The sequence below is a fragment of the Corynebacterium sp. TAE3-ERU2 genome (genome assembly GCF_019209955.1).
Taxonomy (GTDB): Bacteria; Actinomycetota; Actinomycetes; order Mycobacteriales; family Mycobacteriaceae; genus Corynebacterium; species Corynebacterium megadyptis.
In genome coordinates, this window is record NZ_JAHUTL010000001.1 from 308556 (window position 1) to 327755 (window position 19200).

16 protein-coding genes are annotated in these 19200 nt (G+C 64.2%); all 16 read right to left on the minus strand.

The window, feature by feature from the left end:
- Positions 1-230: 230 nt before the first annotated feature.
- Positions 231-395 carry a hypothetical protein gene (locus tag KRX12_RS01310; RefSeq protein WP_192795949.1) on the minus strand — a complete coding sequence of 55 codons (165 nt, stop codon included), beginning with the start codon at positions 393-395 and terminating at the stop codon, positions 231-233.
- Positions 396-985: 590 nt separating this feature from the next.
- The gene (locus KRX12_RS01315) at positions 986-1960 is read right to left on the minus strand and encodes a DivIVA domain-containing protein (protein ID WP_218363935.1); all 975 of its coding nucleotides are present in this window, start codon (positions 1958-1960) and stop codon (positions 986-988) included.
- Positions 1961-2381: 421 nt separating this feature from the next.
- On the minus strand, positions 2382-2684 hold the full coding sequence (locus KRX12_RS01320) for a YggT family protein (protein WP_151530352.1): 303 nt from the start codon (positions 2682-2684) through the stop codon (positions 2382-2384).
- 210 nt (positions 2685-2894) lie between these two features.
- Positions 2895-3380, minus strand: coding sequence for a cell division protein SepF (locus KRX12_RS01325; protein ID WP_151530353.1), 486 nt, complete (start codon positions 3378-3380; stop codon positions 2895-2897).
- Between the two features lie 101 nt (positions 3381-3481).
- Positions 3482-4189, minus strand: a complete 708-nt coding sequence (locus KRX12_RS01330) for a YggS family pyridoxal phosphate-dependent enzyme (RefSeq protein ID WP_218365661.1) — start codon at positions 4187-4189, stop codon at positions 3482-3484.
- Positions 4190-4212: 23 nt separating this feature from the next.
- Positions 4213-4971, minus strand: coding sequence for a peptidoglycan editing factor PgeF (pgeF, locus tag KRX12_RS01335; protein WP_218365459.1), 759 nt, complete (start codon positions 4969-4971; stop codon positions 4213-4215).
- 16 nt (positions 4972-4987) lie between these two features.
- The gene (ftsZ, locus tag KRX12_RS01340) at positions 4988-6256 is read right to left on the minus strand and encodes a cell division protein FtsZ (RefSeq protein ID WP_151530355.1); all 1269 of its coding nucleotides are present in this window, start codon (positions 6254-6256) and stop codon (positions 4988-4990) included.
- A gap of 188 nt (positions 6257-6444) precedes the next feature.
- Positions 6445-7125: an FtsQ-type POTRA domain-containing protein gene (locus tag KRX12_RS01345; RefSeq protein WP_218363940.1), complete on the minus strand. Its 681-nt coding sequence runs from the start codon at positions 7123-7125 to the stop codon at positions 6445-6447.
- On the minus strand, positions 7126-8586 hold the full coding sequence (murC, locus tag KRX12_RS01350; RefSeq protein ID WP_218364355.1) for a UDP-N-acetylmuramate--L-alanine ligase: 1461 nt from the start codon (positions 8584-8586) through the stop codon (positions 7126-7128).
- A gap of 111 nt (positions 8587-8697) precedes the next feature.
- Positions 8698-9777: an undecaprenyldiphospho-muramoylpentapeptide beta-N-acetylglucosaminyltransferase gene (murG, locus tag KRX12_RS01355; RefSeq protein WP_218363942.1), complete on the minus strand. Its 1080-nt coding sequence runs from the start codon at positions 9775-9777 to the stop codon at positions 8698-8700.
- Between the two features lie 9 nt (positions 9778-9786).
- A complete protein-coding gene (locus KRX12_RS01360) occupies positions 9787-11217 on the minus strand; it encodes an FtsW/RodA/SpoVE family cell cycle protein (protein ID WP_218365460.1) in 1431 nt (476 codons plus the stop codon).
- Complete coding sequence (murD, locus tag KRX12_RS01365) at positions 11210-12685, minus strand: UDP-N-acetylmuramoyl-L-alanine--D-glutamate ligase (RefSeq protein ID WP_218365461.1); 1476 nt, start codon at positions 12683-12685, stop codon at positions 11210-11212. Before murD ends, KRX12_RS01360 begins: the two co-directional genes overlap by 8 nt.
- A gap of 9 nt (positions 12686-12694) precedes the next feature.
- Entirely contained in the window at positions 12695-13795 is a 1101-nt protein-coding gene (gene mraY, locus KRX12_RS01370) for a phospho-N-acetylmuramoyl-pentapeptide-transferase (RefSeq protein ID WP_151530360.1), read from the minus strand.
- 52 nt (positions 13796-13847) lie between these two features.
- Positions 13848-15341, minus strand: a complete 1494-nt coding sequence (murF, locus tag KRX12_RS01375) for a UDP-N-acetylmuramoyl-tripeptide--D-alanyl-D-alanine ligase (protein WP_218365462.1) — start codon at positions 15339-15341, stop codon at positions 13848-13850.
- A 10-nt stretch (positions 15342-15351) separates the two neighbouring features.
- A complete protein-coding gene (locus KRX12_RS01380; protein ID WP_218365463.1) occupies positions 15352-16860 on the minus strand; it encodes a UDP-N-acetylmuramoyl-L-alanyl-D-glutamate--2,6-diaminopimelate ligase in 1509 nt (502 codons plus the stop codon).
- 190 nt (positions 16861-17050) lie between these two features.
- On the minus strand, positions 17051-18913 hold the full coding sequence (locus KRX12_RS01385; RefSeq protein WP_218365663.1) for a penicillin-binding protein 2: 1863 nt from the start codon (positions 18911-18913) through the stop codon (positions 17051-17053).
- Positions 18914-19200: the final 287 nt, after the last annotated feature.

Genomic DNA, 19200 nt, shown 5'->3' on the forward strand with positions numbered 1-19200 from the left:
GTGCGCGCCTCTTCGTTTGTCTTGTGTAAGGATTATCGACCCTCGTCGGCTGGTTCTACTTGCCGCCGTGGCGGTGTTCTTCCAGCGGCTCCCCGGTGATTGCCGGATCAATGCCTTGTGTTGCGTCACGGGGTGTTTACCCCTCGTTTGTGATGCTTCCGGGCAAGTATATCGGAGAATTCTCCTTCAGCGATAGTTCGGTTTCTTCGCCTGCCGCCGCGCGAGCATGGCTATCGCTTTCGCCGCGCGTAGCGCCATGTATCGATTCCCCATACCGCGATGCCGGCGATGGAGGTGGCGATGAGAAGATAAGCGAAGATGATCTCCTCGGTCTGCACAGTGAGAACAAGCAGAAAGAAACTTGCGAGGGCGAGCACGATAGCGAGAAGCATCATAGCCAGGATTGTAGAGGGTGAGGGGCTGTTTTTTGCTTTACGACGCCACCCCGACTGCCCCTGTGTCCTTCACGCCCACCTGCGCCGCGCCACCGCGTCCTTGTAGCTGAGCCAGCGTTGAGGAATGCCCTCGCCCCGTGGCGTCCATTCGCTCTGCCTTGGATCCGTGTTGGGGCCTTCGGGGGCTAGGGGATGTTCTGCATAGAGGGCCAGCCGCCGCGCTATTGTCCCGTGCCGCCTATACTCTCCGCCTGCCCAGGCTCATACACTCCTCAGCACCGCCTTGTGTGTGCTCTGCCGGGAAAACCGCCCACGCGGACGGTGTGGTGGCCGCGGCGGGCAGCGTCGCTACTGCCCAACCGGACTAGTCCTCTCTGTGACGTCTCGGGAGACATCAATGACGGTGATTTTCTCCTGCACCCCGATGCGCTGGGGTTCGTTCTGGCTGAATCCTTGCTCAGGCTGAACCTCTCCCCCAGGTTCCCAGCGTCTCTTCGGCCCCACCAGCCTTCAGGGTGGCGTCGATAAGCGTGCATGCCGAAGGCCCCACACACATCGGTGCGTGGGGCCTGTGGCTAAAAAACGTGCTGCTAGTTATTCGAACCGTTGTGGGGGTTCGGAGCCGAGGTGGTGGTGGTATCCAGCTCCTGCAGCTTGGTCTCCAGCAGGTTCTTCAGGCGGGTGCGGTACTCGCGCTCGAAGACACGCAGCTCGTCGATACGGTTCTCGTAGACGCTCTGCTGCTGCTTCATGGTGGCCATGGTCTCGCTGTACTTGCGGTCGGCCTCGGTCTGCAGGCTGGAGGCCTTCTGCTCGGCCTGCTTGACCTTGGCATCGGACTGCGCGGTGGCGTCGTGGATCATGGTCTCGGAACGCTGCTTGGCATCGGAGAGCATGCGCTCGGACTTCTCGTTGGCTTCCGCAATGGTCTTTGCGGCCTGGTCCTTGGCGGTACCCAGGGTGCGGCGAGAGGTCTCGTTGGCCTCGTTGATGGTCTTCTCGGCGGTCGCGCGGGCTTCGTCCAGCATGGACTGAGACTCGTTGCGGGCGTCGTTGGTGAGACGATCGGCCATCTCCTGAGCCAGACCCAGGACGCGAGCGGCCTGCATGTGGGTCTCGGGGGAAGCGTTTTGATCATCTGCGGCAGCGGCCACGGAGACCGGCTGCTGCGGCTGCTGCTGAGCGCCAGCGTTGTCGCGGGCCTGGGCTGCTGCCTTGCGGGCCTCCTCGGCCTCCTTGCGGGCAGACTCGGCCTGCTTCTTGGCTTCTGCGAGTTGGGACTCGTACTTGGTGGCGAGCTCCTTCTCGATGCGCTTGCGCAGCTCGGTCTCGTTGACCGCCGGGCTGGCAGCAACTGCGCCACCGCGCACGGTGTCGGCGGAGTCGAGCTCCGACTGGAGCTCCTCTACCTGGGCACGCAGTGCATCGTTGTCGTCTTGGAGTTGACCAAGAGTGTCTTCGACGAGATCGAGGAACTGGTCAACCTCATCCTCAGCGTAGCCTCGCTTGCCGATCGGCGGCTTGCTAAAGGCAACATTGTGCACGTCGGCTGGAGTCAGCGGCATTGACGATTCCCTTCGCGTTAGTTTCTCTATCTTAAAAATTCTCTCAGCCGCTCCGGCGTCGCACAAGATGCTTAGACACTCTTTCGCAGCTTTGAAAATTTTTCGCGACCGACGGGGGATCTGCCTCCGTCGAATCTATATTTCTACGTTTTTCTCTTATTACGTTATCTTACGCAGATTCCCTCAAGGTGCACTGCACCTTAACACAATATACGGGTTTGATTTCGGATGTCTACGCAATTTGCTGCCGAGTCCGCGAGGACTCTGCCCGCGGGTTACCCCCGCTAGCCACATCGTAGTATCCGATTTCTCATGCTCTACACAGAACATCACCCCGTATACCGGGCCGCAGCCTCACGGCAGTGAAGCTGATATCCCGAGTGTACGGGGTGGGAGGTGACACCGTCGAGAATTGCGCAAATTACACGAACGCGGCGCTATAGATGGCGATGACGATGTACTCCAGCAGGATGAGGCCGATGAACAGCACCAGCACGGAAACGTCCAGGGCCACTCCGCCCATGCGTACCGAGGGGATCATCCTGCGCAGGGCCTTCACGGGCGGGTCGGTGACCATGAAGATGGGCTCGGCGATGTAGTAGAACCAGCGCGGCGGGGAGAAGCTGCGCGAGAACGACACCACCATCTCAATCAGGATGCGGGCGATGAGCACATAGCGGAAGATGCGGATCGCCCAAAGCAGAATCATAAAAGCTGTAGTCACGGGTGTAGAGCCTAACGTATCTCACGTGTCGAGGAACAATATTTCTCGCCCTGCGTGGGCCGACCAGTCGCCGCGGAGTGTAGCGAACGTCATACTCCAGGCGCGGCGCTCAGCGGGGCGCAGGTGCTGCACACTGCTGCTAGTACGACGCCCACCGACGAAAAGAGGAGCGTCGGTGGGCGTAAAAAGATCGTGGGGGCGGCCGGCGTATTAGACGCGGGCGGTGCGCTCCAACTGGGTGGTGGAAACGTGTGCCCCGTCCGGGATGAGAGCGAAGACACGCGGAGCAACCTTCTTCATGGTGCCGCGGAGCGCAAAGCCCAGGCCGGCGGCGAAGTCCACCACGCGATGGGCGTCCTCGCTATTCATGCGGCTGATATCGAACACCACGGCATCGCCATCACGGAAGGGCTCGCCAATGCGCGCAGCTTCGGTGTAGCTGGAGATCTCCACGGGCACGATGGCGCAGGCGTAGGAGCGGTCACGGTCACGATCCCGCTCGTAGTAGCCCTCGGATTCCCGGCTCGGCTCCTCGTAGCGACGGCCGTAGCGCTCGCTGTAGCGATCCTCACCATAGGGGCGCTCGGCGTAGCCGCGCTCCTGGTAGCCGGCCTCGTCGCCGTAGTAGGCGTCATCCATGTCATCGGCGATGGGGCCGAGTCCGAAATACTCTTTGAACTTGTTCAAGCTCGACATCGTGTGGTGTTCCTCTTCTTAGATCTATGTGGAGGGATTGTGCTGGTCAATTGGGGTGTAACCAAGAGTGCGCGAGGCTCACAACCGCGTAATTTCTATCGTTAGACTACTGGCCGCGGGCCGAGGATATCCGTTCCGACACGCACAAATGTCGATCCCGCCTCAATTGCATGCACCATGTCCGCGCTCATGCCTGCCGAGTAGTCCAAGCGCCGCCCTAGCTGCTCCGACCAACGCTGCACGACTGCGGCGCCGCGCGCAAAAACGTCGCGCGGATCGGCGTCGAGCGGCGGCACACACATGAAGCCGCCACAGCGGGTGCGGGGCTGCGATTCGAGCATCTCGACGATCTCTGCCAGCTGATCCAGTCCGGTGCCGCCGCGCGCGCTATCGCCATCGGCGGAGAGCTGCACGAGGCAGTGCAGCACCGTGTCCTCCTGGCGCTGGCCACGCTCGATGGCCAGCTCCATTCCGCGATCCAGCTTCTCGGCGATGGCCACCGAATCCACGGAGTGCACCCAGTCTGCCCAGCGGGCGATCGAGTTGGCCTTCTTGGATTGGATCTGCCCGATCATATGAAAGGACATCTCCGGCAGGGCTTCCTTCTTCTCTTTGGCCTCTTGGTCCCGATTCTCCCCCACCGCTGTGACTCCGAGCTCCTGCAGCAGCGCCACATCGGAGACGGGATGAAACTTCGTCACTGGCAGCAATTGAATCTCGGCGGCCTCGCGGCCCGCATGGGCGGCGGCCTCGGAGATGGTGGCGCGCACCCGCTCTAGCCGGGTGGCGAGTTCCTCGCGCCTGGTCAGCGTCTCTTCACTCATTTTTCCTCCTAGGATCGGCGTGGCTCGTGTGCGTGAGCCGCGGCGCGGCCGTTGAGCCACACCAGCCCCGCTTGGCGTCCGGTGGGCCCCTGGGCGCGGCGATAGGAAAATAGCGACTCGTCCTCGATGGTGCAGCGGGGATCAACATCAATGGCGCGCACGCCCAGCGCGCGCAGCTGCGCTACCAGCCCGGCCCGAATATCCAATCCCGTGGTGCCCGTGGCGGTGCGGCACCGACTACCCGGCAGACGGGACTCGACATCGGCGGCCATCTCTGGCGGCACCTCATAGCGCGCCCCAGAGGCGGCGGGGCCGAGCAGGACATGGATGGCCTCTGGCCGGGCCCCGAGCTCCACCATGGTCTCTACGGTGCGGCGGACGATGCCATTGCGCGCGCCCATCCGGCCGGCATGGGCGGCGGCGACTACCCCGGCATGGTGATCCGAGAGCAGCACCGGCACGCAGTCAGCCACCAGCACGGCGAGAGCGAGGTCGGCGCTGGTGGTCACCAGCGCATCGCTGGCGGGCACCGGCTCCTGCTGCGGACGATCGACCACGGTGACTGTCGGGGAATGGATTTGCTCCATCCACACGATGCGCTCCGGGGCGAGGCCGATGATGCGGGCTAGCCGGCGGCGATTAGCGGCGACAGCCTGCGGATCATCGCCCACGTGATCGCCAAGATTAAAACTGTCGTAAGGGAAGGCCGAAGCCCCGCCGGCACGGCTAGTTACAACCTTGCGGACGGGGCGAGTATCGATAGTCACGTAACTGCTTCAGTTCCTAACGCATGAAATCGGGAATGTCGAGGTCATCCACCGGCGGCTCCGAGCGGCGCGGTTCGGGGCGCTCCTCGTAGTCATTGTGGGTAAACAACCCCGGGGAGCGATCGCTGCCCAAGCGGTGGCGTGCTTGGTTAGCGCGGTCATCATAGGCGCGGTGCTCGCGGGCCGGCTCCTCGGCACGCTCGGGGGCGGGGCGCTCGCCGGACTCGGCGCGCTCGCCGCGGCCGAACATGCCCTCGTTCTGGCGCGGTGCCGGGGTGGGGCTGGCGGCAGCCGGGCGCTCCGCGGGCTGGCGCACATTATCGTTATCGGCCACCGAGGCGGCATCGTCGAAGCCCGTGGCGATCACGGTGACGCGCACCTCGTCGCCGAGGGTGTCGTCGATGATGGTGCCGAAGATGAGATTCACATCCGGATCGGACTGGCTCTCCACCATCTCTGCGGCCTGGTAGACCTCCTGCAGGCCCAGATCGGAACCACCGGCGAAGGAGAGCAGCACTCCCTTGGCGCCTTCCATGGTGGACTCCAGCAAGGGAGAGTTGATGGCCTGCTCTGCTGCCGCCACCGCGCGGTTATCGCCCCGCGAGGAGCCGATGCCCATGAGGGCGGAGCCGGCATCGGACATCACGGCACGCACGTCCGCAAAGTCCACGTTGATAATGCCCGGGGTGGTGATGAGCTGGGTAATGCCCTGCACGCCGTTGTAGAGCACCTCGTCCGCGGAGCGGAAGGCCTCCATCATGGAGAGGTTGGCATCGCCTAGCTGCAGCAGGCGATCATTAGGAATCACGATGAGAGTGTCGCAGGAGTCGCGCAAGGCCTCGATGCCCTCGAGCGCCTGACGCATACGGCGGCGGCCTTCAAACTTGAAGGGACGGGTCACCACGCCCACGGTGAGCGCGCCCATCTTCTTGGCGATATTGGCCACCACCGGGGCCGCGCCGGTGCCGGTGCCGCCACCCTCGCCGGCGGTCACGAAGACCATGTCGGCGCCCTTCAGGGATTCCTCGATCTCGGACTTGTGGTCCTCGGCAGAGGTGCGGCCCACCTCGGGATTAGCCCCGGCGCCAAGGCCGCGGGTGGCCTCACGGCCAATGTCGAGCTTGACGTCGGCATCCGAGAAGAGCAAAGCCTGCGAGTCGGTATTAACGGCGATAAATTCGACGCCCGCCAGGCCCTCTTCAATCATGCGGTTGACGGCGTTGACGCCGCCGCCGCCGACACCGACGACCTTGATGACGGCGAGGTAGTTGTTCGGTGAGGTCATGGTTATAAGGCTCGCCTTTCGGGTTTTTCTCGTGTGATCCTAGTTTTATGTGCGCTCAGGTGTAGCCCACATATTGTTGAAACAATGTAAGTCCATCATGGTCGACACATACGCATTTGAGGGTGACATTCGCGCGGCGTGTCTTTAACCCTAAAGCTCAACTTTAGAGTTCTGACGTGCGCTTTCGCTTAGCGGGTCGTGACCATATTCGGGTTGCTCACATTCCACCAGTCCTCAGGGCGAGTGAGCACCGCACGGGTGGCCCGTGCCTTATTGGCGGCATCCTCGGCCGAGCCCCAATACACGGCCTTGGCCCCCATCTCGGCGTTCTCGAAGTGCAAGGTCAGCTCGAAGGGGCTCGGGGCTTCGACGAAGCGCAGCAGCCCGCGCTGGTCGCCGGCGATCTCCTCCCACGCGTTCACGGCGTCGACGACGGCCGCATAGATCTTGGGGTTGTCATCGCTCATGCCCACAATCTTCATCGCGCCGCGCGGATCATCGCTGATCACGAAGGGCACCCCATCGCGGTCGGCAAGATGCGCGCCATCGGCCTGTTCGGAAAAGATGAAGGGTTCGCGCTCCACCACCTGGACTTCGATGCCGCGGGGCGAGGAATGGCCCACCGTCGCCGATTTCACCCACGGCAACTCCGCGACGCGGCTCGCCGCACCAGCGGTATCCACGCGCAGCGAGTTTTCCCCTTCCACCACACCAGCGGCGGCGAGCACCTCCTCCGTGGAGGTTTCCTTATTCCCCTCTACCGAGACCTGCGAGACGGTGATGATGGGAAAGAACACGCAGATCAGCACTGCCACTGCCCCCAGGGCGATCACCGCGCCGAAAGCTTGGACAATCCTCCTGCGGCTCACTTATTCCCCCGCCTCTGCTGTGGTGGCGGAGCTGGACAAGCCCTCGAGAATTTCGTCGGCAAGCATCGTCACCGAGCCCGCCCCCATAGTGAGCACAATGTCGTGCGGGTTCACCAGTTCAGCAACCACCCCGGGCACCTCGGCGAAGCTATCCACATAGCGGCAGGGCGCGCTCACCTTATCGGCGATGACGCTGCCGTTCACGCCTTCGACGGGCTCCTCGCGGGCGCCGAAAATATCGAGCACCACCACGGCGTCGGCCATCGACAGAGCGGCGGCGAACTCCTCAGCGAATTCGATCGTGCGCGAGTAAAGGTGCGGCTGGAATACCACCACCACTTTGCCTCGCCCGATCGCGCCGACCTTGTCCTGGGCGGCTCCAATCACGGCGGAAACCTCGGTGGGATGATGCGCATAGTCATCAAAGACGCTCACCCCCAGGGCCGGCCCCTCGGCCACGGTGCCGTGATACTCGAAGCGGCGGCGCACCCCGGTGAACTCGCTGAGCCCTTCGGCCAGGGCGTCCACATCGCCACCGGCGACATGGCCGGCGAGCAAGGCGGCGGCGGCGTTGAGCACCATGTGCTCCCCGGGTACGTGAATGGTGACGTCCACGGCGGTATCGCCGAGGCGAATCCGGGCGCGGGTGCCATACACCGTGGTGGTGCGCTCCTCGATAATCGCGCCGGCCGGCACATCTGGGTGCATGGAGCAGGCCTCGCGGGTGCCATAGCCGACCACCGTGGTGCCCTTAGCCACACACCGCTCCCCCAACGCGGCGGCGTGTTCATCATTGAGGCACACCACCAGCGTGCCATCGTCGACAAGCCGCGCTGCGAAATCATCGAAGACGGTGAAATAGGCGTCGTGGGTTTTGAAATAGTCCAGGTGATCCGGCTCGATATTGGTCACCACGGCCACCTTGGGCCGGTATTGCAGCAGCGAGGCATCCGATTCATCGGCCTCGGCCACAAAGCAGCTGCCGGTGCCGTGGTGGGCGTTGGTGCCGGCCTTATTGAGCTGGCCGCCGATAGCGAAGCTGGGATCCATGCCCGCCTGCTGCATGGCCACTACCGCCATGGAGGTGGAGGAGGTTTTGCCGTGGGTGCCCGCGAAGAGCACCTGGTCGTGGCTATCCATGAGCAGCGCCAGCATTTCCGAACGGCGCAGGATAGGAATATTCAGCTCACGGGCGCGCACCAGCTCGGGATTGTCTTGGGGGATCGCCGCGAAGGAGGTGACAACGGCAGTGGGGGGTGTGCCCTCCCGGTCGATATTGGCGGCGTCGTGGCCGATGGAGATGTCCACTCCCATGGACCGCAATGCCAGCACCACCCGGGAATCCTTGGCATCGGATCCACTGACCTCGGATCCTCGCGCCAGCAAGATGCGCGCGATGCCGGACATGCCCGCACCGCCGATTCCAATCATGTGCACCCGCGTTAGGTCCGCGTCCACCATCTGCTCGCTCACCACTGTTCTCCTCGTGTATGTGTGTTTCTGTGCTCGTGACGACGCCACCTCGCCACCACAGTCCTGCTGTGGGCGGCGCGGCGCGCCTTAGGGTTGATGTTAGCCGCGTGCGGCCTGAACGATGCGCTCGGCGATGTCCTCGGCGGCGCTGCCCAATCCGGCCTGGTCGGTGGAGTGCACCATGGCCTCATAGAGCTGTTCATCACTCAGGATCGCCAGCACCTGGGTGGCGAGGCTGTGGCCGTTGAGATCGGCGTCGGCGATGATGGTCGCGCCGCCGGCACTGATCACCGGCTGGGCATTGAGCCCCTGTTCGCCATTGCCATGCGGCAGCGGCACGTAGATGGCGGGGGTGCCGGAGGCACTCACCTCGGCCACCGTCATCGCGCCGGCCCGGCAGCAGATGATATCGGCGGCCGCATAGGCCTTGTTCATCTCGGTGATATACGGCAGCGGCACATAGCCGGCACGCGCCTCGGGTGCCTCGTTCTTCTTGCCATAGGCGTGCAGCACCTGCACCTCGCCGGCGAGGAGCTCCTCGAGTCCCTCGGCCACGGCACGGTTGAGCGAGCGCGCGCCCTGGGAGCCGCCGGTGACCAGCAGGGTGCGGCGCTGCGGATCCAGACCGAAGCTCTCGCGTGCCTCCTGCTGCGCCTGCTCCCCGCGGGTATGGGCGTGGGCGCTGCGGATGGGCACGCCCACCACATCGCCGGGGATGCCGGACTCGGCCACCGCATTCAACCCGGTGCCACCGAGACGTACGCCCAGCTTATTGGCCATGCCGGCGCGGGCATTGGCCTCGTGTACGAAGAAGGGGATGCCGAGGCGGCGCGCCGCCAGATAGGCGGGCGCGGAGACATAGCCGCCGAAGCCGATGAGCACGTCTGCGTCGACAGCCTTGAGTACTGCGATGGTGGCGCGCACCGAGTTGAGCACCCGCCACGGCAGCTTGGCCAGAGCCATGCTGGGTTTGCGGGGCACCGGTACCGGTGGGATGGTGCGCAGCTCATAGCCGCGCTCGGGCACGAGGTCCATCTCGAGTCCTCGGGTGGTGCCGAGGGCTGTAATGCGGATATTCTCCTCCCGCGCCCGCAGTGCATCAGCAACAGCGAGGGCAGGTTCGATGTGGCCAGCGGTGCCGCCGCCTGCCACCACCACGGATAGTGTTGTCTCGCTCATGGGGCCTTTCTACCTTTGCCGATTATGGGAATGAGGATGGCGACGCACATGGGTGAGTGGTTCGCCATAGCGGCGCACGCGATCGCGTTCGCTGTGCCGGGTCAGCGCTTCTCGACGCCGCGAGCTGGGCCGGGCATCGCGCTGCTCATGCTCTCCCCCACTGCGGGGTGACTCGCCCCGGCCCTCGCGAACGGACACGCCCGTGGCCATCGGCTCGGGCAGCATGAGCAGCCGATCGAACCATGGCCGGCCATGGGACTGCAGGGCGGAAATCGCCTCTGGTTCGTGGCGGGCGCAGTTCAACAACAGGCCCATGGATGCCAGGGTGATAATCGCCGAGGTACCGCCCGCGGAGATCAGCGGCAGCTGAATACCCGTCACCGGCCACAGGCCGATCACATAGCCGATATTAATGAATGCTTGGATCACGATGGAGCCGGTGAGCGTGGCCGCCAACAAGGAGAGGAAGCGGCTATTGCTCCGCAGCGCGATGCGGAAACCGAGCACGCAGAGCGCGGCGTAGAGCACGATCACCATGGTGGCGCCCACGAGCCCAGTTTCCTCGCCGATGATGGCGAAGATGAAGTCGTTTTTCGCCTCCGGCAAATAGAACCACTTGGCGCGAGATTGCCCCGGACCGACGCCGAACAGGGACCCATCGGAGAGGGAGAGATAGCCCTGATAGGACTGGAAGGCGGCACCGCGGGTGTCATCGAAGCGACCGAAGAAGGCGTCCTTGAACACCGAGATGCGATCGGAACGAAAACCCGAGGAATTCCTCACCGCCACCGCCAGCGCGATAACGGTGGCGACAGCCGTGAACACGATATAGCGCAGATCCAATCCGGCAAATACCAGAGTCACACCCACCACGACGAGGAACGCCAAGGCCATGCCGACGTCCCTCTCCGCGAGGATCAGTCCAAGCATCCCCACCGCGACGAAAATGAACCAGCCGAAGCGTGCTTTTTTCTTCTCCGGAGGGCAGTCCGCGAGCCACGCGGAGCCCCATACCGCGATTGCCACCTTGGCCAGCTCGGAGGGCTGGAGCCGGATGGGGCCGAACACGATCCACGATTGGGAGCCCACCTCTTCGCGGCCGGTACCAATGGAGGGCACGAGCACGAGGACCAAGAGCAGCACGGACACGGCCAGCACCCAGGGGGCACTGCGCCGAATGGCCTGGGGGCGCAGGCGCAGACACAGCCACATCGCCACGAAGCCCACGCCGACCATGAGGGCTTGGCGCATCGCCGTGCCAAACACGGAGGCGCCCTCAAGCACCGACCATGTCATCGAGGAACTGGCCACCATCAAAATGCCGAAGAAGGCGAGGATGACCACGATGGAAGCAACAGCGTAGTAGTCCAGCAGTGGCCGCAAGGCCACGTGAAAATATTTCCGTCGGCCGCCGTGTTCGTTGGTGAGCACGTTAGACATTGCCACCTCCAGTTGTGGGGAATGCGGCACGCATGGCGTCGGCGAAGATATCGCCGCGTTCACCCATGCCGCTATACATGTCCAATGATGCCGCAGCAGGCGCCAAGATCACGTCAACACCGGCCACGGCGTGTTCGCGGGCGAAAGCAGCGATCTCTGCCATGGCCTCGTACTTATCGGTGCTGGTTGAGACATAGACCGGCAGCTCGGGGACGTGCAGCGCCAGCTGCTCGGCAATGAGCGGGGCGTCCACCCCGAGCAGTGCGGCGGCTACCATGCGGTCGCCATGAGCGCGGACCACCTCGGAGACATCGGCGCCTTTGAGCTGGCCGCCGGCCACCCACAGGATGGACTCGAAGCCCTTGAGGGCGGCGTCGGCGGCGTGCGGATTGGTCGCTTTGGAATTATCAATCACGGTGATCGCGCCGGCGGCATCAGTCACCTGGTGCACCACCTGGCCGCGGTGGGCGGCCACCCCGAAGCTATCGAGAGCGGCGGCAATATCGGCGGGGGCAACTCCGTGGGCGCGGGCCATGGCAGTGGCGGCCAAGGCGTCGAGCTGACCGGCGCGCCCCGCAGGGGAGATCCCCTCGATGGGGCGAATAGGGATGCCCTCCTCGGCAGCGGCTGCCGCCGGCAGAAATGCTCGATCCACGATCCAGCCGTCCCGCACCCCCACCTGGCCAGGGGCGGGATCGCCCAGGGTAAAGCCCACGGTGCGCCCGGCGGCCTGGGATTCCATGGCGCGCACATGCTCATCGTCCACGCCGAGTACGCTCAACTCGCCGCGCAGGATGCGTGCCTTGTCCGCGCCATAGGCAGCGAAGCTGCCATGCCAGTCAATGTGGTCCTCGGCCAGGTTGAGCACGCAGCCACAGTCTGGGGTGAACTCGCTGCTCCAGTGCAGCTGGAAGCTCGATAGCTCCGCCACCACCACCTCCACCCGTGGGGTGTCCAGCAGCGCATCGGGGATGGCGATGCCGATATTGCCCACCGCCGCCGAGGCCGGATTGTGGCGCTTGATCATCGCCGCCAGCATGGCGGTGGTGGTGGTTTTCCCATTGGTGCCAGTGATCGCCAGCCAGGTGCGGCGCGGGCCGAAGATCTCGGCGCGGTCCACAAGGTAGGCGAATTCCACATCGCCAAGGACGGGAATGTCCGCGGAGATGGCGTCGACAAGCAGCGGCGAATCGGGGCGCCATCCCGGTGAGGTGATCACGCAGGAGAACTCGCTCAGCCGGGCGCGGGCCGCCGCCGTGCTCAGGGCTTCGGCGCCGAGTTCGGCGATGGCATCGGCTGCGGCGGGATTATCGTCGGCGATCGCCATCTCCGTACCCAAGGCACGCACGAGTCTGGCGCAGCCACGACCCGAGATGCCGGCCCCGGCCAGCAGTATGGGACCTGCGAGAAACTCCGGCAGCCCAGAGGCGTCAGCGGTGGATGGGTGGGAGAGCTGATCTGCAGACATGATGAAAGGCTATACCCCTGCGCTGGTGAGCCACTCGCTGTAGAACAGCGCCATGCCCGCGGTGCAGGCCATGGCTGCGAGCAGCCAGAATCGGATGGTGACGGTGGTTTCAGCCCACCCGCCGGACTCGAAGTGGTGGTGGAAGGGGGCCATGCGGAACACGCGGGTGCCGCGAGTTTTGAAGACGATGATCTGAATGGCCACCGAGGCGACCTCGATGACGAAGAGCGCGCCGACGATAATCATGAGCAGCTCCGTGCGCGAGGCCACGGACAATCCCGCCACGAGGCCACCGAGCGCGAGTGAACCGGTATCACCCATGAAGATCTTGGCGGGCGCGGCATTCCACCACAGGAAGCCCGCGCAGGCGCCGGCGCCGGCCGCCGCGAGCATGGCGAGATCAAGCGGATCGCGCACCGAATAGCAGCCCGGCTGCACGGCGACATCGCAGGAGTTGCGGAATTGCCAGAAGGTCATGGTGGTATAGGCCACCATCACCATGGCGGTGGAACCGGCGGCGAGTCCGTCGAGACCATCAGTGAGGTTCACCGCATTCGACCAAGCGGACACGAGGATGTAGATGAACACCAAAAACACCAGAGTGCCCAGGATGCCTCCGCCAAAAGCCAGATCCACGGTGTCGATATCGCGAATGAACGACAGGTGCGTGGACGCGGGGCTGATGCCTTGGTCATTCTCAAAGCGCAGCGCACAGAATCCGAAGATGACGGCGACCGCGAGCTGCCCGAAGAGCTTGCCCTTCTTATTCAGCCCCAGATTGCGGCCCTTCGCCAGCTTGATGTAGTCATCGGCAAAGCCCAGCCCGCCGAGGGCGAGCGTCAACAACAGCACCAAGATGCCGGAGGCGGTGAAGGCGGTGGATCCGGTGATCGCGCCCACGATGGTTGCGACCACATAGCCGCCGAGAATACCGGCGAGGATCGCGATGCCGCCCATGGTGGGGGTGCCGCGCTTCCGGAGGTGCGAGGCCGGCCCATCCTCGCGAATTTCTTGGCCCAGCCCCTCGGCCGAGAAGCGACGAATGAGCACCGGGGTGAGGAAAATGGCAATGAGGAAGCTCACTACCCCGCTGATGATGATCTGCGTCATGACGTAATCTACCCGTGCGTTTCTTTCTATACCTTCGTGACTGTTCTGGCGTTTATCGGCTCTTGCTCAGTTGCGCCAATTGCTCGGCGACGTACCACAGCCGATCGGCATTGGACGCCTTGACCAACACCACCTCGCCCGGCTCGACGCCGGCGGCAATGATATTCAGCGCCCCGTCCACGCCCTCGGCGATATGGGTGTCGATACCGAGTTCCTCGGCCACGCCAGCGAGGGCGTGGGTGTTGACGTCCGTACCGACCGTGATGAGGTGATCGATGCCCTGATCCAGCAGCACCTGCCCCAGATCCTCGTGGGCGCTGATGGCATCCTCGCCCAGCTCGGCCATCTGTCCTAAGATCGCCCAGCTGCCGGTGCCAGCGGCGGCGGCCGTGGAGGCCAGCGTCTTGATGCCGGCGCGCATGGAGTCCGGGTTGGCATTATAAGAGTCGTTGATAATCACCACTCCATCGCTGCGGGTGGTGATGGCCATACGGTTCGCCGAGGCCGCCGTGTGGGCGCTCAGAGCCGCCGCGATCTGTGCGCACTCTAGGCCCACAGCATGCCCCACCGCCGCCGTGGCCAGGGCGTTATACACCTGATGTTCGCCGCTGACCTGCAGCTGGACATCCGCGCTGCCGCTCGGGGTGGTGAGGACGAAGCGCGGGCGTGCTAGCTCATCCACGCGCACCTCGGTTGCCGTGATATCGGCCTGCGGCTGGGGCGCGCGCCCGTCGAGCGCCGCCGAGGTAAAGAGCACCCGCGCCGCGGTCGTCTGCGCCATCTGCGCCACCAGCTCATCATCGGCGTTGAGCACCGCTACCCCGTCGGCGGGCAGGGCCTCGATGATCTCGCCCTTGGCGGTGGCGATATTCTCCCGCGAACCAAACTCGCCCAGGTGGGCGCTGCCCACGTTGAGCACCACCGCAATATCGGGGCGGGTGATCTCGGTGAGATGACGAATATGCCCGATCCCACGGGCAGACATTTCGCTGATGAGATAGGTGGTGTCCTCATCGCATTTGAGCGCGGTATAGGGCAGGCCGATCTCATTATTAAAAGACCCAGGCGGCGCGACGGTCTCCGCCACCGAACGCAGCAATGTGGCCAGGAAATCCTTGGTTGAGGTCTTGCCCGCGGAGCCGGTCACACCCACCACCTTCAGCCCGTGTTGCTGCTGCAACTCCGCGGTATTGCGGCGGGCCAGCGCCGCCAACCCGCCCACCACGGCCTCCGTGCGGCCGGTGGTATCGACGGCGAAGGCATAGGCGTTGTCCATGCTGCGATCCAGCTCGGTCACCGGTAGCACGATCGCGGGCCCCTCGACCTCCTGGGCCACCAAGGCAGCCGTCGCCCCAGACTCGAGGGCGGTCGGCACGAAATCGTGGCCATCCACATTCGCCCCAGGCAGGGCAACAAATAGCGAGCCCTGGGCAACATTGCGGGAGTCAAACTCCACCGGCCCGGTCACGATGGACTCAGGATCGGCACTGGCAGAGAGCTCCCCGCCGGTTATCTCGGCGATCTGCGCGAGCGTGTACTTCTTCATCAGCTGGCCTTTACTTGCTCTCGGTGCCGCGCTGCTTGAGTGCGGCACGGACCTCTTCACGATCATCAAAGTGGTGGTTGACGCCCTTGATCAGCTGGCCGGTCTCATGGCCCTTGCCGCAGACCACCACGGCGTCGCCCGGCTGGGCCCAGTTGATGGCGGCGATAATGGCCTCGCGGCGATCGCCGATCTCCGTCACCTCGGCGCCCGGGGTCTCGGCCTGCTGCTCGGTGGCGCCGCGCACGACCTCGGCGCGGATGGATGCCGGCTCCTCGGAACGCGGGTTGTCATCGGTGATCACCACGAAGTCGGCGCGCTTGACCGCCTCTGCGCCCATGATCGGGCGCTTAGTGGCGTCGCGATCGCCGCCGGCACCAATCACCGCTGCGACCCGACCGGAAATCTGGGCGCGTACGGTGTCCAGCACCTCGGCGATGGCCCCCGGCTTATGGGCATAATCCACCACGGCCATAAAGTCTTGGCCCTCATCGATGGATTCCATGCGCCCGGGCACGGCTACCTCGGCGATGCCTTGGGCCACTGCGTCCACATCGGCGCCAACTGCATGAGCACAGGCGATGGCCAGGGCGGCATTAGCCACGTTGAAACGGCCGGGCAGCGGCAGCTGCACGGTGTGGGCGGCGCCATCCACGGTGAGGATAAAACGCTGGGAGCCGGTAGCGGAGACCTCAATATCGGAGGCGGTCACCTCGGCGCTCTGGCCGTGGGTGGCCACGCGCAGCACAGACTCGCCGGCGCGCTCGGCCATGGACTCGCCCCAGTGATCATCGATGCACACCACTGCCTGCTCGGCGTGCTGCGCGCTGGAGGGATCAAAGAACAGGGCCTTGGCCTCGAAATACTCCTCCATCGTGGGGTGGAAATCGAGGTGATCCTGCGACAGGTTAGAAAAGCCCGCGACGGCGAAGTGCGTGCCGGCGACGCGACCGAGCACGAGGGCGTGGCTAGAGACCTCCATGATCACGTGTGTGACCCCCTCCTCCACCATGGTGGCGAAGAGCTTCTGCAGCGTCGGGGCCTCCGGGGTGGTGAGCTTGGTCGCCACGGGGGTGCCGTTGATACGGGTTCCGGTGGTGCCGATCAGCCCCACTCGATGCCCAGCCTTCATCATGCCCTTTTCCAGCATGTAGCTGGTCGTGGTCTTACCGGAGGTGCCGGTGACGCCGATGATGCTGAGCTTCTCCGAGGGGTTGTTATAAATCGCTGCGGAGACCGGTCCGAGGATCTCGCGCACATCGTCTACCACGATGATCGGGCGGGTCTCCTCCGCGTCGCGAAGAATGCCGGCGCCGGCCTGATCGGTGAGGATCACCGCGGCCTCACAGCCGCTGGCATAGGTGGCGCCGTGCACCTGAGTGCCGGGGAGCGCCGCGAACACAGCGCCCGCGGGCAGCGAGGTGGAATCCAGTCCAATCTCGCTCACGCTCAGAGCCTCGCTGGGCTCATTGATTACGCTGCCGCCGCTGAGGGTAAGGACCTCAGAAAAGTTCAGTGCCACGCGCAGTTTCCTCCTTGATATATAGGGCTCATTAGTCTCTAGCGCTATTCAGTTATAGGCTGCCGTGCTGCTCGCCGGCGCCGTGGTGCGCATTCGGTTGCGCTCTACTTTAAGCGCAACCGCCGGGCGATGCTGCACCCGCCTCGCACCGCCCTGCACCGCCCGCTGCGGGGTGGAGCAGGACCTGTGCCTAGTAGGCCTGAAGCACAAGGTTGCCCTCGCGCGGCGGGCTGAGCGGAACATTATCCCGCGCCAGCAACCACTGCGCAATGTCTTTAAACAGGGGCGCGGCCGTGCCGCCACCGCCGCCGTGGACGCCGCGTTCTGGGTCATCGAGCATGATGCCGATGACATAGCGGGGATCATCCGCCGGAGCGATACCGGCGAAGGTGATCCAATAGTCCGAGTTGGAGTAGGCGCCGGTATTTTCATCGACCTGCTGCGCGGTACCGGTCTTGCCGGAAATCTGATAGCCCTCAATCGCCCCATCAGGAGCGGTTCCGGATTGGCCACCATCGGCGCCCTGCACCACGCCTTGGAACATATTGCGCACCACCTTGGCCGCCTCGGGCTTCATCACCTGCACGCTCTCGGGTGCCTCAATGGGCACCTCATTGCCCTCGGCATCGGTCTTGGACTTCACGATGCGCGGCTGGATGCGCTCGCCATCATTAGCGATGGTTTGATAGATCCCCGTCATCTGCAGCAGCGACATCGCCATACCCTGTCCGATGGGCAGGTTGGCGAAGGTACCGCCGCCCCAGTCCTCGCGGGCGGGCAAGAGGCCGGCGGTCTCGCCGGGCAGCTCCACTCCCGTGGCTTCTCCGAGGCCGAAACGGTGCAGATAGTCATTGAAGCGATCCTCCCCTACGCGCTGGGCGAGCATCAGGGTGCCCACGTTGGAGGATTTAGCGAAAACACCGGTGGTGGTGAAGCCCACCGTGCCGTGTGGCCATGCATCGCGCACGGTCACACCCGCCATGTCGATGGAGCCGGGCACGCTGAGCACCTCGTCTGGGGTGGTCAGCTCATTGTCGATCGCCGCAGAGGCGGTGATGATCTTCGCCACCGAGCCCGGCTCGAAGGGATTGGAGATCGTCGGATTGGTGAAACTCCGCCCCTCCTCGAGTTGCTTTTTAATATCGCCATTGGGGTCAATGGTGTCGGAATTGGCCATGGCGAGCACCTCGGCGCTGCGGGCGTCGAGCACGATTGCCTGGGCACTCTCGGCACCGGAAATATCCTTAGCCTGCTGCACCTGCTGCTGCACATAGGTCTGCAAATCCAGATCCAGTGTGAGCTCATAGCTGGCGCCATCCTGCACCGGGACGACGTCGCGAAGCGTGCCCGGAATAGCCTGGCCATTGGTGGAGACATCCTCCTTAGAGGAGCCATCCTTCCCAGCCAGATTCTCGTCCGCATAGAGCTCGAAACCGAACTGGCCCTCGCCTTCCATGCTGGTCTTACCCACCACGTTCTGGGCGATAGCCCCATTGGGATAGTTGCGGATTTCTTGATAGTCCGCGGCAATACCGGGGAAGGTGTCGACGATCTCCGCCGCCACATCCGGATCCACATTGCGCACGAGGATCTCATAGGAGGAATCGGCCTCGAGCTTTTTCAGGATGTCTTCTGGCTTCACGTCCTCCGCGCTTGCCCCAGCCTCCTTGATGGTGGCGGGAATCTCCTGCGCAATTTTCTCCAATTGCTTATCGACGTTGTCCGCGATGGCCTGCTCGCGTTCCTGCTCGCTCATATCGTTGTAGCCGCCGGCCTCGTAGAGCTTATAGTCCTGGCGTTCGCGCTCTTCCTCACGGAACTGCTTCGGCGAGACGGTCAGCGAGCGGGCCTGCATGGTCGAGGCAAGGCTGTGGCCATGACGATCCTCGATCGCGCCCCGGCGCGCGGGATCCACATAGAGGCGGCTGCGCTGGGCCTCCGCCTTGGCCGCAAACTCCGGGCCCCACACGACCTGCACGAGGGCGAGTCGGCCGATGAGCACCACGGCGAGAAGGATCGCAAAAACTTGCGCCACGCCGAGGCGCTTTTTCAGATTGACGGGGCCACTGGTGCTGAGCCACGTCCAGAAACGCGAGGTGGCCTGGGGCGGCTGCGACCCGCGTTCCGAGCGCGGGGCACGGGGAGCATCGTCGAGCCGGGGGCGGCGGCGAGAACGCGCCGAGACGTCGGCCGCCTCACCGCGTTCGCGGCGAACCGGGCGGCGGGGTTCCCTGCGGCGCGGCCTAGATGATTCACTCACGAACCGAGACTCCTTCACTACCCTTAAAGAAAACGCTGGCCTTGGAACTGACAAGACAGGGCTTTTAGCCTCAAAACTAC